Genomic DNA, 14,001 nt, shown 5'->3' with positions numbered 1-14,001 from the left:
TACCAAATATTTTGTATTTATTTTTTCATCAAAGACGTTGTTATATAATGTACGTACGTGAAGGAAAAACAAAAAGCCGATCCCTCGGTTCAAAGAATGATTATTCGGGGGATCAGCTATAAGCTGATTATTTAATAAAATCAAAAGAACAATTCAGGTTCACGCCGTGCACTGAAGTTTTTGTGAAGCATAGCCGTATAAGGCGTATCGAACGTACGCGCTCCTTCCGGACATTCCTTCACACAGGCACAACATTTAATACAGAGTACGGGATCGCTGAACATCCGGTCATCGACAATCGAGATGGCAGCAACCGGACAAACATCGATACAATATTCACACTGTGTACAAAGCTCTTCATCCGTAACCGGTGCTTGCGGAGTAGACGGTCCTTTAACCTTATAAGGATAATTACCTTTTACCTCCAATACCGACAATTTAGACAAACAGCCAGCTTCCTCCAGCTTCTTCAGCGTATCATGTCCAAATTGCGAAGCCTTGAACAAATCATCTTTATCCGGACGACCTGCCGCAATAGGCATATCTTTCCGACTATAAGAATGTTCACCGACAAAAGCCCCTGCGCTGACAGGAATAAACCCCTGCTCCGACAAAGCATCACTCAGTTCCTTCAAGGCATCTTCATAATCACGATTCCCATAAACGACTACAGGAATGACCGGTGTATTCTTTCCCTGGAACATACGGATACGCTCCATCGCCGTTTCTGCAACACGGCCACCATAGACCGGAGCAGCAACGATCACCAATTCATTCTCCCCGATAAGTAACGGTTCCTTCAAGCCCTCGCAGGTTATATCCGACTCGGACAAAGTCTCCGCTTCCAAACCTTCTGCAATAGCATAAGATATTTTAGCCGATGTATGCGTCGGGGAGAAATATATTAAATGTATATTCTTATACTGCATATCTTTTATTTTATTGCCGTATCGATCTTTTTCATTAATTCGGCAAACTCTTCATCCGTATATCCTTTGCCGGCATAAATCACTTTCCCGTCCTTACCTATCAAATAAGTTCGGGGAATCAGGTTCTTGGCAAACGCTCCGAAGATCGCCCGATTCTTATCGGGGTATAACGGGAAAGTAAACCCTTTTTTCTCGTTGTACTTCGCCAGTTCGGCATCCGTATGTTCACGACCGATCACCAGCATTTGAAAACTCTTGTTATCCTTATACTTCGGCCACAGCTTCTGCTGCACCTCAGCCAGCTCTTTCTGGCAAGGAGGACACCAGGTGGCAAAGAAGTTTATCAGGACTACTTTTCCTTTCAAAGATGCTGACGATGTTTGCGTTCCGTCATCGGAAACGATCGTAAATGCGGGCATCTGGTCACCTACCTTTATTATGTCTGCATCGTTTTGTGCATGAGCAATAAAGGCAAAGATCATTAAGATGGCGGTTAAGAGACTTTTCTTCATAAAACTCTATTTTAAACTTTGGGCTACATCATAGCCGGCTTTCAACGCTTTCAGGTTCATCTCGACCACTTCTTCCCCCTTACGGGCAAAGATATGGCGGATACCGTCTGCTATTTTATCATACTCGATACCGATAAAAGGAGTTGCCGCCCCCAGCATAACGATATTTGCAGCACGGGCCGTAGCTACTTCCTTGGCTATCGCTTCTACATCCAGAACTACCTTATGCGGCAGTTTATCCAATTCTTCATTCACCTTATCGATATCCGGATAGTTCGGGATATTGACGAATGGCTGAGAGTTTGTCACCAACCATCCTTCTTTTTTCAGATAAGGAAGATAACGGAGACTCTCCATCGGTTCCAGTGAAATGATCAGGTCTGCATGTCCTTTCGGGATCAGGTCGGAAGCGATCGGCTGGTCCGACAGACGCAAATTCGACTGTACGTCGCCCCCACGCTGACTCATTCCGTGTACTTCCGCTTGTTTCATATACAGGCCTTCTTTCAAAGCTGCTTCTCCAATAACGGCGGCAATAGAGAGGATACCTTGTCCTCCTACACCTGACAATATAATATCTGCTCTCATTTCTTGCTTGCTTTTTTCTTTCTGGTTAATGTCTGAATACATTCACGACGCGGGATCAGGACTGATACGCCCTTATATTCGATCTCTTCGCGGATGATCGTTTTCATCTCTTCATAATTCTTTTTCAACGGGATCATCACACGGATATGAGCCGGATCGACACCGATACCGGCGCAGATAGCTTCCAGGCGTCCTGTTCCGGCAGAATCCTGACCACCGGTCATCGCCGTTGTTTCATTATCGGAAATAACGATCGTTATGTTTGTTTCCTCGTTTACGCAATCCAGCAAACCAGTCATACCCGAATGCGTGAAAGTGGAGTCGCCGATCACTGATACAGCAGGGAATACACCAGCATCGGAAGCACCTTTCGCCATCGTAATAGAAGCCCCCATATCGATACAAGAGTCGATAGCACGGAACGGAGGTAATGCACCCAACGTATAACAACCGATGTCACCGAATACTTTCGGATCTTTATATTCAGCCAGCACTTCATTCAAAGCCTCATATACATCGCGATGACCGCATCCTTGGCACAAAGCAGGCGGACGCTGTTCTACCACTTCCGGTATTGCATAATAACTATTGATCTCTTTACCCAAAGCCTTACCTACAGCATCCGGTGTCAGTTCACCGTCACGCTGCAAAGTTCCATCCAAACGGCCATGCACTGTAACACCTTTACCCAAGAAGCCTTTCAACTGCTCTTCCACCACCGGATACCCTTCTTCCAGTACCAGAATCTCCTTACATTCGTTCACGATCTTTTCGATCTGTTTCCGAGGTAACGGATACTGGCTGATCTTCAGAGCCGGATATTCGAATCCGTCCGGATAATTCTCAGACAGATAGTTGAAAGCAATACCTGTGGTAATGATACCCAACTCTTTATTCGGAGCATCGAAATACTTGTTATATATGGAATTTTCAGAAGATTCGGTAAATACTTTCTGAGCTTCCAGCAACACCTTGAAACGCTTGCGGGCCAAAGCCGGAAGCAGGATAAAACGCTGACGTCCGTCCGGCGGGCAATTCATTGTATTTTCATCCTTGATCGGACGCGTCACCACTCCTGCACGAGAGTGAGCCATACGCGTAGTGATACGCATCAGTATCGGGTAACCCAACTTTTCTGAAAGTTCGAAACCTTCATATACCATGTCGTATGCTTCCTGCTGGCTGGAAGGTTCCAGCATCGGGATCATGGCAAAATTACCATATACACGGTTATCCTGTTCATTTTGTGAAGAGTGCATAGAAGGGTCGTCCGCAGTAATAATAATCATACCACCGTTGATACCGCTCATTCCCGCATTCATAAAACAGTCTGCAGCCACGTTCAGTCCGACATGCTTCATACAGCACAAAGAACGCTTTCCGGCATAACTCATACCTAATGCAGCTTCCATTGCAGTCTTTTCATTCGCACTCCAACGGCTATGTATCCCCCGTTCTTTCGCTACAGCCGAGCCTTGGATATACTCGGTAATTTCAGTTGAAGGGGTACCCGGATAGGCATAAACACCGGAAATACCGGCATCAATCGCAGCTTGTGCGATGGCCTCATCCCCCAAGAATAGTTGTTTTTCCATGTATATTTGTTTTCTTAAATTGATTTTTATGTTATACCAACTGCCAAAGATACAGTTTTTACCCCAACAAGAGATAAAAAACCTATCGAATCTTTCTCCTGTTAAGCTCAGCCCTGTAACGATTTGCATTACGGTTATGCTCTGCTAATGTCGCTGCAAAATTGTGGCGTCCTGAAAAATCCTCTTTGGCACACATATAAAGATAATTATGCTTCATATAATTCAGAACACTGTCCATCCCCTTGATGGTTGGGATGCGCAGAGGTCCCGGCGGCAGGCCGGCATATTTATATGTATTATAAGGAGATTCGATTTCCAGATGCTCGAACAGGATACGCTGTAAGGTAAAATCCCCTACGGCAAACTTTACGGTCGGATCAGCCTGTAACGGTATACCGCGATGCAGGCGGTTCAGATACAAGCCTGCAACAATCGGATACTCATCCGCAGCCGCCGTTTCTTCTTCCACGATAGAAGCAAGCACAGATACTTCAACCGGAGTCAGACCGACAGCCTTTGCCTTTTCCAAACGCGCATCCGTCCAGAAAGACTTATACTCCCGCTTCATCCGTTGCATCAGTTTCTCTGCCGGAATATTCCAGTATACTTCATACGTATTCGGGATAAACATCGCCATGACCGTCTGAGTCGTAAAACCTAACGAATCACAATAGGCGGAATCATTGAGTAAAGAGAGCAATTCGTCTTTATCCAGCATCAACTGATCGTCCAAACGTTCAACAAGATCCTCCTTAAAGCGAATATTATTGAAAGTAAGCCGGGTTGCTACCTGATGTCCGCGCCGTAGATTGTTTAATAGTTCCAGGTTATTCATTCCGGGTGATATGGCATATCGTCCGGTCCTCATATTTTTCTGATATTTTAATATACCTGCCAACTGTTTAAAACTACCGATCCGGTTACAATCGGCAGAATCGATCAACTGACGACAAAGGTTTTCAAAATCTTTCTCTTCATCTATATATAAATAGACAGTTGCCTTCGGGGAAAAATTGGGAGCCCATGCCAAACGATACCCCCAAAAACCAGTACCTGCCACTAATAAGACTAAAAATACGATTATCCCAATAAGAATATTCTTCTTTGTCTGTTTTTTCTTGTTCATTTTTTATTAAATAAAATACTGAGTATCAGAACAGGTCACAAAAGTAGTATCTTTTTCTCAAAAAATAGATGCAAAATACTTTGTTTATTTAAAAACATACGCCTATCTTTGCAGCGCAATTCTAAGGAAGAAGCACAGAACACATGGAAGTGTGGGTGAGTGGCTGAAACCACCAGTTTGCTAAACTGACGTACTCGTAAGGGTACCGGGGGTTCGAATCCCCCCGCTTCCGCTCCAAAGGCTGTTAGTCGAAAGACTGATAGCCTTTGTTGTTTTATCCTCCTAATTGGAGTCTTCATACACATAAGTACCCAAATACTTTTTCAACTGGTAATATCTGTAGAATAACTTTATATTTTAAACATACGAAACATAGCTGTTGTTTAACTGATTTTTGAGGATATTTTCATCAGATTTCCACGATTCCACAGTCCAATTCCACAATTACACAAGCGTTAGCAAAAGTAGTCATCACTGATAATCAACCACTTACTCAAACCAAATTATTTTGGCACGCCAATTGAACTATCATATGTGTATTAGCATAAAAGATTGTTTAATTAAAAAATTAAGATCATGAAAAAGGTATTAGTTGTAATGGCAATGGTGATGGGTGTAGGTTGTATGAGTGTTATCGCAGCAGAAGCAAGTGTAAATGCAGTTGCTGTATGTCAGGCATCACAGGATGAATACAAAAAGATTGAAGTAACAGAAATACCGGATGTCGTGAAAGGCGCAGTTGAAAAAGCCTATGCAGGCCAAACGATCAAAGAAGCCTCTGTAGCAGAAAAAGATGGAACAAAGACATACAAGTTGGTGATCGCTACAGCGGAAGGAACTGAAAGTACCGTTACTTTCAATGACAAAGGTGAAGAAGTAAAATAAACGAATAACCAAAGGTTATAAAACGGTTAAGATAAAATGTCCGGGACTTTTGAGAAGCCCGGACATTTTTGTTGTTTCAGCCTTCGTACTTGTCCGCCCATTCCAGGATCACCGGACTGTGTACATCTACACCGAACTCATCCGCCTTTAGCAGGATACGATGTGCCAATAAAGACTTTTTCTCTTCCGGCGCATATCTGAAATAAGCTTCGGCAGCTCTCACATGGGCAGCATCCGGCATAGGAAATTCCCGCGTTTCCGGGAGGCCGAAATCTGAAGAAGGAAGTTCTTTACGTTCCTCTGTCGTTAATTTGTCACTAAATACATTTGCCATACTGTTCTATTTTTTCAGTTGCTTATAATAACCCCGATAGCAACTGAAAAGCTCATCCGCATGACACTATTTAGTAATTATTCTATTAAACAAGATATGACCTTAAAACATAAACCGGTCAGTCTTCTTTTTTAAGCAAGATAATTTCCAATATGGAACTGACCGTATCCGCTTTTTTCACAACCATCAAATGATCACCGCCCTCCACCGGAAAAACATCTTCCAGGCGGTCATACGGAAATATCTGGTCGGCAGTTCCATGAATATGATAAAGGTGCCCACTCTTGTTATCCGGAACCCAATCGGTGATCTGCTCCACTGCCCATTTTATGTAGACAGGATCAGTGACTGTCATATATTCGGCGAGGTCGGAATTGGACGCATTATAAACCAGGCGGTTGAAGGCATTGGTTATAAAGTCGGTTGAAGAAAAAAGTCGCTTCGGCATGAATTCCATCAGATTCACCTTACGGACAGCCTGGAAAAGAATCGGGATTTCCCGTTTACTTTTAAAAGAAGAGATGATGACACATTTTGCAGGTTTCAGGAAAAGGGTCATCTCCTGCATGACCACTGCCCCGAAAGAGTAACCGATCAGGATAAACGGAGATGAAGTATCGATCACTTTTGCCATAATCCGGGCATATTCCGACAAGGATTCATCCGACCGGGGAATACTCCATTCGATATATACTTTCTTATATCCTTTCGGAAGCCTCAGCTTATCAAATACCTTACAGTTATAACACATCCCGGAAATAAAATAGACATTCATCTCTTTTACCTCCTTCTTCCGGAACCAGCTTACCAACGACGATAAACGTTCCCATATGCCAGGTGACTGCGCTTTACTTGCTTCCATACAGTTTTTACTCTTTACCAGCATAAAGATAGTGGTTTTATGCTAAAAATCAATCTTTCCAACCATTTTGGAAGGATCGACCCACTTGTCAAACTCTTCTGCTGTCAAGAATCCCGACTCTATCGCCGCTTCCCTCAACGTTTTATTCTCACGATAAGCCTTCTGAGCTATTGAGGCAGCCTTATAATAACCGATTTTCGTATTCAGGGCAGTGACAAGCATCAATGAGTCGTCCAAATGTTTCTTTATATTCTCTTTTACAGGAACAATACCCACCACACAATGATCATTAAAACTCCTGCAGCCATCCCCGATCAACCGGGCACTATGTAAGAAATTATGGATGATCATCGGCTTAAAAACATTCAACTCAAACTGCCCGGAAGCACCGCCGACAGAAATTGCCACATCATTCCCCATCACCTGTGCAGCAATCATCGTAAGAGCCTCACACTGCGTAGGGTTTACTTTTCCCGGCATGATAGACGAACCCGGTTCGTTTTCCGGCAGATGAATCTCCCCTATTCCGGCACGTGGTCCGGAACCTAACATACGGATATCATTGGCAATCTTCATCAAGCTGACGGCTATTGCTTTCAATGCACCATGACTTTCCACAATAGCATCATGCGTGGCAAGTGCCTCAAATTTATTCGGTGCCGTAACAAACGGCAAACCGGTAAGCTGAGCTATTTGGCGGGCTACGTTTTCAGCAAAATTATCCGGGGTATTGATACCCGTTCCTACTGCGGTTCCTCCCAAAGCCAACTCAGCCAAATGAGGCAAGGTGTTCTTCAATGCCTGGATACCATATTCCAGTTGGGCTGCATAACCGCTGAATTCCTGACCGAGTGTCAGCGGAGTAGCATCCATAAAATGCGTCCGCCCTATCTTGACGATCGGCATGAACTCACGGCTCTTCATCACCAGGGTTTTATGCAGTAGCTCCAGGGCTGGGATCGTGTTCTCCCGTAAAATCTTATAGGCGGCAATATGCATGGCTGAAGGAAAAGTATCATTCGAGGATTGTGATTTATTCACATCATCGTTTGGTAACAGTATCTTCACTTCATCCGTCAGCTTACCTCCGTTCAAGACATGAGCACGATTAGCGACCACTTCATTTACATTCATATTGGTCTGTGTTCCACTACCGGTTTGCCATACCACCAAAGGAAAAGCATCATCCAGTTTTCCTGCTAATATCTCATCACAAACACGTTCTATCAGTTCGCATTTCTCCGAAGATAAAACACCAGCATCCCGGTTTGCCAAGGCCGCACCTTTCTTCAGATAGGCAAAGGCATAAATAACTTCCTTCGGCATCCGGTTTATATCTTGTGCTATCTTAAAATTTTCAACACTACGCTGCGTCTGAGCACCGTAATAGGCATCAACAGGAACTCTGACATTCCCCATCGTATCCTTTTCCATCCGACATTCCATGATCATTCTATTTTAGTTTCTTTTTATAAAACCATCCAAAGAATGATTTGTTTACAACGATGCATATCCGACAAGAGAACATGTTCCGTGTTTTTAGCCAGTCGTATACTGAAAAAGGCGGTGTTCAACCGCCCTTTATACCAACTCTTTACTTATCCGAATACAATCCGAGCGTATTCCCTTCGCTATCGGAAAACATAGCGAAATAACCCCGACAGTCCGATTCGATCTTCGTTTTTTCGCGGACTATGGAACCGCCATTTTCCTTTATGCAGGAAAGTGTTTCTTCCATATCTTCCACATTCAAAGAAACCAACACGCCATTCTTCGACGGTAGAAAATCAGCCGCCCATGAGATAGCGCCGGGAGTTACCTCTTCTTCCTCCGGGAAGAAAGCCATTTTCTCCGTACCACAATCCAAAACATTTAATTTCAAATTCAACACCGCTTCATAAAATTTTACGGCCCGGCTAAAGTCTGCTGCCGGAATCTCAAAGAAAGAAACTAACTTTTTCATGTTCTCTTTTTCATTATTTAATTATTTCTGCCAATTGACACGACAAATGTAGTCTAACGGCAAACCCTAAACTTGGAAAAAAAAGACATTACTTATCCTCCTCCGAGAAATAATCGGAATAAGGAGCACAAACAGCCAAATATTCTTTCGGCGTATACCCGGAAAATACTTTAAACTCATTGATCAAATGAGGCTGATCATAAAAACCGCATTCACAGGCCAACTGCGAGAAATTGATTTCCGGTGATGATTGCAGTACATACAAAGCATGTTGAAAACGGACGATCCGCAGGAAATCTTTCGGGCAGATTCCTACATGTCCGGTAAAGACGCGCTGAAACTGTTTGGTACTTAAAAAGACGGAAGAAGCCAGTTCCGATATACGAATTTCTCCTTTCTGGCGGTTTATGAAAGAAATGGCGGAACGCATCCGGTCCAAATTATAAGCTTTCGGAGGATTCAGACGTTGAAGCAGGAACTGTTCCACCATACAGATACAATGCCGATCATCCGTTTCATTCAGGATACGGTCTTCCAATTCCAGCAATTCACGATCACCTACCTCATCTGCCGTAAATTTCTGATCGCAAAAATCGCTGACCGGCATACGGAAAAAGGCACTCGCTGCATATGTATGGAAAACGACAGCCAATATCCTAATATTCCCCGTATAACTCAGATCGGAAAAGCCGACGAATTGACCGCACAGGACCACTTTACTATCGATAAGAGACGTATTTTGTGAAGAGGAAAGTGAAACGGGATTTCCCCGATAGAAAACCATTTGAACAGTACCACTCGGAATAATTCGTTCCGTACTCCGGTCTATGCTATCCGTCTCCAGCAACCAGTAATGCCTGATATAAGGAGCCAATGCCGGCGATGGTAATACAATCTGAAATGATTCCATGCCGGCAAATATACAAATTTATTCAATGGGAATATCGACCAAACAAGAAGAAAGGGCGACCAGTCACTGGCAACCCTTTCCGACGTTCACGTTGAATTATCGTTTGTTTCTAAATCAGAGAGTGAATGTTTAATATCATCAATTGTTATTGAAAAATCCTTGTTATTCCTAAGCCTTTCCAGTACCAGCGAACCGATCTTACGGGCACTCGCCTCATCCGGAAAAGACCTCAGCGTATCAATTGCAGGAATGGAGGGCTGATATATCAACACCTTCTTATTCATCACGATCTGATAGCCCCAGCCATCCTCCAATTGAAACGTTTGCAACTCCGGTTGCCGGTCACCCCGGGACCCCATTTCACCGGGACGAAAATAAAGAAATAAAATCAGTACCGGTAGCAGCACCAGGCTCCAAAGAGCCTTTCTACCTTTAATAGTCATCATCGTCGTATTCATAAGGGTGAAGTTCCCAAATGTCATCAAAACGGTAAGTGCTACTTTTTCCCGTCACCACAAATCCTCTTTCACCATTTGAGAAAGAAGCCGCAACTGTACGGGCCGATCCTTTAAACTTGGCAACATTTTCCCACAAATCAGTTGTAGGATAATATTTCCATGTGTCCGAACGTATGCCTCCGCTTTCTCCGCAGGTCAGATAAACCGCCCCATCGATAACAAAGGCAGAAGCATTCGTACGTACTATATTATAGTCATCATCATAACTTTCATCCGATGTATCGGCAATGTCACGCAACTGACTCCATGTCTCCGTCGACGGATCGAACATCCAAAAGTCGTCCACATAGGTTCCGTTATTCGTTCCGCAACAAATATATGCTTTATCGTTTATCACGAAACTGGTAGCCCCGCGCCGCTTCGTACCGCCGATACTGACGATCTGCTGCCAGCTATTGGTACCCGGATTAAACGAATAGAAGTCTTTCAGATAGTTCCCATCATAACCACACCCCAAATATCCCTTGCCGCTGATACCGAAAGCCACTGCATCATAACGTGCCCCACCGGGGAAATCAGCCTTTTGCGTCCAGCTATTGGATGTAGGATCATACTCCCAAAAATCGCTCAGTTTATTCGATCCGTCATAGCCGGTTCCGAAATATCCTTTGCTGCCTACCGCCATGGCAACTCCCGAGTTACGTGCCGTACCGGGGAAGTTCGCTTTCTGTGTCCAGCTATCCCGACTCATATCATACTCCCATAAATCCGCCAAGCGGTTTGTTCCATCAAATCCACAGACCAGATATCCCTTATTCCCGATAGAGAACGAGGAAGCATCGCTGCGGGCCAGCCCGTCGAAATCGGATACGCGATACCACTTTCCTATCAAATCATCATCATCGTCATCCCCACAGGATACCATTACCAAAGGCAGCAGAGCCAGCAGGAACAGAAATAGTCTCTTTTGTGTCATCATATAACGTGTTACTGTTTACGAATGCAAAAGAATAAAGTATCTCAAACCCCGGCAAATTTAATCGACAAACAGCCCCTCCTACCCGATGAATGGGGATTTCAGGAGGGTAAAACCTTTTTTCCGCTTTCTCCGGGTTCGATTGGCGGCTAATCTGCGCAATCAGGCCATTAACAGAGAAATCAGGGGCATTGGCAGGTTATTCTTGCATGAAAAAGAGCGAATCCGGTTCTTTGTGCGGTCAATTGAACAGTATATAATAATATGAGAAGAAGCATTTTTCTGTTATGGATATGCCTGGCTATGGCCGGCTGCCTTTTCCAATCCTGCTATGACGAGAGTAATAAGTATGGTAACGGATTAGTCGATTCCGCATTCCGCAATATCAGTACCGACACCAGTACGGTGACCGTTACCGCCTTGCTGATCGACTCGTTGGAGACCTCCGGTAAATCACTTGTCATGCTAGGCGAGTACACTCATCCGGTCTGGGGCAACATATCTTCCTCCGGTTATATAGCTTATAACTGCCCGTCATACACAACTGAGATCGATGCCCAGGTCGTGCTCGATTCGCTTGTCCTTTCGTTTAATTACGGAGGATATTACGTAGGCGACACCTTGCAACCTCTACGATTCAATATACATAAGCTGACAGAAAAAATAAGATTGAATGACAACGGGTATCTTTATAATACCTCTTCATTCGACTACGAGACCGAGCCTCTGGCTACGAGTTCTTTCACTCCCCGTCCTTTAAGCGGAGAAAAGGTACTGGTACGCCTGCCCGATGAGATGGGACAAGATTTTCTGACCCGTTTCCACAAACGGGATATCCAGGTCAGCTCCGACTATTTTGAAGATTATTTCAAAGGTCTTGTAGTCATACCGGAGATAACGGACAACCGGTCGATTCTTTCTTTCCAAGTTGCAGACAGTTCGGCGACACTCGTCCTTCATTACCATATCATCGATGAAAAAGAGAATGAACAGGTTCTGACATTCATCCCTAACACGACCACGCAGTTCAACCATATCGATCACGACCGCAGCGGAACAATCATGGAGCCTTTCCCGGTAACCCAGAAAGAAATTCCGTCTGCTTCGCTTGGGAATCGTGGCGTTCTTTTTGGCGGACTGGGATGGTACACACGTTTGGAATTTCCTTTCATTAATAATATCCTGATGCAGGGGGAAAAGGTGGCTATCGAAAGTGCTTTACTGAAAATTTACCCGGAGCCGGGTACATTCTCGGGAACAAATACACTCCCCGACAGTATTTTTCTTTATATCGCCGATGAAAATAATGTGGTAACCGATGCGGTAACCGATTATCTGGGAACAGCCGTACAAAGCGGTACCCTGGTAAAAGATGATACATACGACGAAAACACCTATTACTACTTCGACCTCACCGATTTTATGCAGCAGGAACTGGGAGCTTTCGGAATGTACAAGCACAACCTACAACTGGTATTCAACGAAGATACTTATACAGCATCGTTTCGAAACCTGACCTTCAACGACCAGCAGGGTCGTTCTCCTATTGTCTTACAGCTAATCTACAAAATATATGAAAGTTATTAAATATCTGATCCTTTCCTTTCTGCCGGTACTGACAACCAATGCCCAAAATATCATGACTTCCTCGCCCTATTCGATGTTCGGGCTTGGAGAAATCGTAACAGGTCTATATGGTTCCAATTCTGCCATGGGAGGCGTATCGACCGGTATGCGCGATTCATGGCTGATCAATACGGAAAACCCCGCCGGGCTGACGGGGCTCGACACGCTACGCCTCTTTGCCGAGACTTCCGCATTCCTGAAAAGCGAATCCTACCAGTCGAAAAGCGGCAGCAGCCATGCTTTCACGGGAAATGTATCAGCCTTTTCCCTGGCAGGACGTATTGTTCCCCGCTGGTATATGGCAGCGGGACTGACACCTTATTCATCGGTCGGTTACTATTTCCAAAGCACGCAACCGCTGGAAGGATCACCCGACTCCTATTACACCAGTACATTTGAAGGATATGGCGGGCTATCCAAGGTTTATCTGACAAATGCATTTATGGTAAGCAAGAATCTTTCAGTCGGTATCAATGTGAGTTACATATTCGGAAACACGAAGCTGACAGAAAGCCAAAGCAGTACTTCGGTTGAAAACAGAATGTACACGCACAATTTCTATACAGACTTCGGAATACAGTATCACCGTCCGATCAGTCGTGACGTCTCTTTTACGGTAGGAGCTGTTTACGGATATAAACAACGGCTGAAAATGGAAAACTCCATTGCTATTACTTACGAAAGCAGTGAAACGGAAGAGAGCAAGCGGAATACAACACAATACCTGCCGCAATATTTCGGAGTGGGTGGTTCGTTGATTTATAAGCAATGGACATATGCCATCGATTATAATTTACATCAATACAGCAGCCTTTCATCAGGTGACAGCCGGGTAAAGTTCAAAGATTCGCATGAATTAAAGATGGGGGTCAGTTATTTCCCCAACGGGTATACCTCGGGAAGTTATTGGAAACGGATCACCTACAAAGCCGGCATAAATTTGTCAACTCCTTACCTACAGATCAGCGGGCAAACAGGTTATTCTTACCGACTAAGTGCCGGAATGGGCTTACCGGTAATAAACGGTCGTATCAATGCCGCTATTTATTATGACCGCACGAAGTTGAAAAATAATGTATTCGGGCGGGATGCCTTTGGGGTAACGGTTTCGTACACATTGAGCGAGTTGTTCTATAAGTTGAAGTTGTAATTTATCACAGGGATACTCCTGATCCTGAGACAGTAGAGTCACTGATCCAGCATGCCTGTGATAATAGGGCTAACACTACAGTGCTGG

General features: G+C 44.3%; 15 protein-coding genes and 1 tRNA gene. 4 read left to right on the top strand and 12 right to left on the bottom strand.

Going from position 1 to position 14,001, the window contains the following annotated elements; genetic code table 11:
• Positions 1 to 140 precede the first annotated feature (140 nt).
• The 5 genes from DXD68_RS23485 to mltG all read right to left on the bottom strand — a co-directional run bounded on the left by DXD68_RS23485 (position 141) and on the right by mltG (position 4,750).
• Positions 141 to 929, bottom strand: a complete 789-nt coding sequence (locus tag DXD68_RS23485; RefSeq protein WP_122363861.1) for a 4Fe-4S binding protein — start codon at positions 927 to 929, stop codon at positions 141 to 143.
• A 5-nt stretch (positions 930 to 934) separates the two neighbouring features.
• A complete protein-coding gene (locus DXD68_RS23480) occupies positions 935 to 1,441 on the bottom strand; it encodes a TlpA family protein disulfide reductase (RefSeq protein WP_122363860.1) in 507 nt (168 codons plus the stop codon).
• 6 nt (positions 1,442 to 1,447) lie between these two features.
• Positions 1,448 to 2,029 carry an indolepyruvate oxidoreductase subunit beta gene (locus tag DXD68_RS23475; RefSeq protein WP_122363859.1) on the bottom strand — a complete coding sequence of 194 codons (582 nt, stop codon included), beginning with the start codon at positions 2,027 to 2,029 and terminating at the stop codon, positions 1,448 to 1,450.
• Positions 2,026 to 3,624, bottom strand: a complete 1,599-nt coding sequence (locus tag DXD68_RS23470) for a thiamine pyrophosphate-dependent enzyme (protein WP_122363858.1) — start codon at positions 3,622 to 3,624, stop codon at positions 2,026 to 2,028. Before DXD68_RS23470 ends, DXD68_RS23475 begins: the two co-directional genes overlap by 4 nt.
• 82 nt (positions 3,625 to 3,706) lie before the next feature.
• Positions 3,707 to 4,750: an endolytic transglycosylase MltG gene (mltG, locus tag DXD68_RS23465; protein ID WP_122363857.1), complete on the bottom strand. Its 1,044-nt coding sequence runs from the start codon at positions 4,748 to 4,750 to the stop codon at positions 3,707 to 3,709.
• Between the two features lie 145 nt (positions 4,751 to 4,895).
• Here mltG and DXD68_RS23460 point away from each other — a divergent pair.
• Together DXD68_RS23460 and DXD68_RS23455 are read left to right on the top strand one after the other, a co-directional pair.
• A tRNA-Ser gene (locus DXD68_RS23460) sits at positions 4,896 to 4,982 on the top strand.
• 344 nt (positions 4,983 to 5,326) lie between these two features.
• Positions 5,327 to 5,635, top strand: coding sequence for a hypothetical protein (locus tag DXD68_RS23455; RefSeq protein ID WP_122363856.1), 309 nt, complete (start codon positions 5,327 to 5,329; stop codon positions 5,633 to 5,635).
• Between the two features lie 76 nt (positions 5,636 to 5,711).
• Here DXD68_RS23455 and DXD68_RS23450 read toward each other — a convergent pair whose 3' ends face one another.
• From DXD68_RS23450 to DXD68_RS23420, 7 genes are all read right to left on the bottom strand, one after another.
• Complete coding sequence (locus tag DXD68_RS23450) at positions 5,712 to 5,969, bottom strand: hypothetical protein (RefSeq protein WP_122363855.1); 258 nt, start codon at positions 5,967 to 5,969, stop codon at positions 5,712 to 5,714.
• 118 nt (positions 5,970 to 6,087) lie between these two features.
• The gene (locus tag DXD68_RS23445; protein ID WP_122363868.1) at positions 6,088 to 6,831 is read right to left on the bottom strand and encodes an alpha/beta hydrolase; all 744 of its coding nucleotides are present in this window, start codon (positions 6,829 to 6,831) and stop codon (positions 6,088 to 6,090) included.
• A gap of 42 nt (positions 6,832 to 6,873) precedes the next feature.
• On the bottom strand, positions 6,874 to 8,277 hold the full coding sequence (gene fumC / locus DXD68_RS23440) for a class II fumarate hydratase (protein ID WP_122363867.1): 1,404 nt from the start codon (positions 8,275 to 8,277) through the stop codon (positions 6,874 to 6,876).
• A 148-nt stretch (positions 8,278 to 8,425) separates the two neighbouring features.
• Positions 8,426 to 8,794, bottom strand: a complete 369-nt coding sequence (locus tag DXD68_RS23435; protein ID WP_122363854.1) for a VOC family protein — start codon at positions 8,792 to 8,794, stop codon at positions 8,426 to 8,428.
• 88 nt (positions 8,795 to 8,882) lie between these two features.
• Positions 8,883 to 9,704: a helix-turn-helix domain-containing protein gene (locus DXD68_RS23430; protein WP_122363853.1), complete on the bottom strand. Its 822-nt coding sequence runs from the start codon at positions 9,702 to 9,704 to the stop codon at positions 8,883 to 8,885.
• A gap of 86 nt (positions 9,705 to 9,790) precedes the next feature.
• Entirely contained in the window at positions 9,791 to 10,162 is a 372-nt protein-coding gene (locus DXD68_RS23425; RefSeq protein ID WP_122363852.1) for a DUF4907 domain-containing protein, read from the bottom strand.
• The gene (locus tag DXD68_RS23420) at positions 10,137 to 11,138 is read right to left on the bottom strand and encodes a Kelch repeat-containing protein (protein WP_122363866.1); all 1,002 of its coding nucleotides are present in this window, start codon (positions 11,136 to 11,138) and stop codon (positions 10,137 to 10,139) included. Before DXD68_RS23420 ends, DXD68_RS23425 begins: the two co-directional genes overlap by 26 nt.
• 264 nt (positions 11,139 to 11,402) lie before the next feature.
• Between DXD68_RS23420 and DXD68_RS23410 the strand changes: the two genes are divergently transcribed.
• Both DXD68_RS23410 and DXD68_RS23405 read left to right on the top strand, forming a co-directional pair.
• Positions 11,403 to 12,725 carry a DUF4270 family protein gene (locus tag DXD68_RS23410; protein WP_122363850.1) on the top strand — a complete coding sequence of 441 codons (1,323 nt, stop codon included), beginning with the start codon at positions 11,403 to 11,405 and terminating at the stop codon, positions 12,723 to 12,725.
• Entirely contained in the window at positions 12,712 to 13,914 is a 1,203-nt protein-coding gene (locus DXD68_RS23405; RefSeq protein ID WP_122363849.1) for a hypothetical protein, read from the top strand. The genes DXD68_RS23410 and DXD68_RS23405 overlap by 14 nt, the downstream gene beginning before the upstream one ends.
• Positions 13,915 to 14,001: the final 87 nt, after the last annotated feature.

The organism is Parabacteroides sp. TM07-1AC, from assembly GCF_003480915.1.
GTDB classification, from domain to species: Bacteria; Bacteroidota; Bacteroidia; order Bacteroidales; family Tannerellaceae; genus Parabacteroides; species Parabacteroides chongii.
The sequence above is the reverse complement of the archived record's forward strand: the minus strand, read 5'-3'. Positions and strand labels throughout refer to the sequence as shown.

Bases quoted from the DNA above. Each gene is read 5' to 3' on its own strand.
- mltG (WP_122363857.1), bottom strand. From the start codon at position 4,750: ATGAACAAGAAAAAACAGACAAAGAAGAATATTCTTATTGGGATAATC.
- DXD68_RS23450 (WP_122363855.1), bottom strand. From the start codon at position 5,969: ATGGCAAATGTATTTAGTGACAAATTAACGACAGAGGAACGTAAAGAA.
- DXD68_RS23485 (WP_122363861.1), bottom strand. From the start codon at position 929: ATGCAGTATAAGAATATACATTTAATATATTTCTCCCCGACGCATACA.
- DXD68_RS23445 (WP_122363868.1), bottom strand. From the start codon at position 6,831: ATGGAAGCAAGTAAAGCGCAGTCACCTGGCATATGGGAACGTTTATCG.
- DXD68_RS23420 (WP_122363866.1), bottom strand. From the start codon at position 11,138: ATGACACAAAAGAGACTATTTCTGTTCCTGCTGGCTCTGCTGCCTTTG.
- DXD68_RS23435 (WP_122363854.1), bottom strand. From the start codon at position 8,794: ATGAAAAAGTTAGTTTCTTTCTTTGAGATTCCGGCAGCAGACTTTAGC.
- DXD68_RS23475 (WP_122363859.1), bottom strand. From the start codon at position 2,029: ATGAGAGCAGATATTATATTGTCAGGTGTAGGAGGACAAGGTATCCTC.
- DXD68_RS23425 (WP_122363852.1), bottom strand. From the start codon at position 10,162: ATGAATACGACGATGATGACTATTAAAGGTAGAAAGGCTCTTTGGAGC.
- DXD68_RS23470 (WP_122363858.1), bottom strand. From the start codon at position 3,624: ATGGAAAAACAACTATTCTTGGGGGATGAGGCCATCGCACAAGCTGCG.
- DXD68_RS23405 (WP_122363849.1), top strand. From the start codon at position 12,712: ATGAAAGTTATTAAATATCTGATCCTTTCCTTTCTGCCGGTACTGACA.
- DXD68_RS23430 (WP_122363853.1), bottom strand. From the start codon at position 9,704: ATGGAATCATTTCAGATTGTATTACCATCGCCGGCATTGGCTCCTTAT.
- DXD68_RS23480 (WP_122363860.1), bottom strand. From the start codon at position 1,441: ATGAAGAAAAGTCTCTTAACCGCCATCTTAATGATCTTTGCCTTTATT.
- fumC (WP_122363867.1), bottom strand. From the start codon at position 8,277: ATGGAATGTCGGATGGAAAAGGATACGATGGGGAATGTCAGAGTTCCT.
- DXD68_RS23410 (WP_122363850.1), top strand. From the start codon at position 11,403: ATGAGAAGAAGCATTTTTCTGTTATGGATATGCCTGGCTATGGCCGGC.
- DXD68_RS23455 (WP_122363856.1), top strand. From the start codon at position 5,327: ATGAAAAAGGTATTAGTTGTAATGGCAATGGTGATGGGTGTAGGTTGT.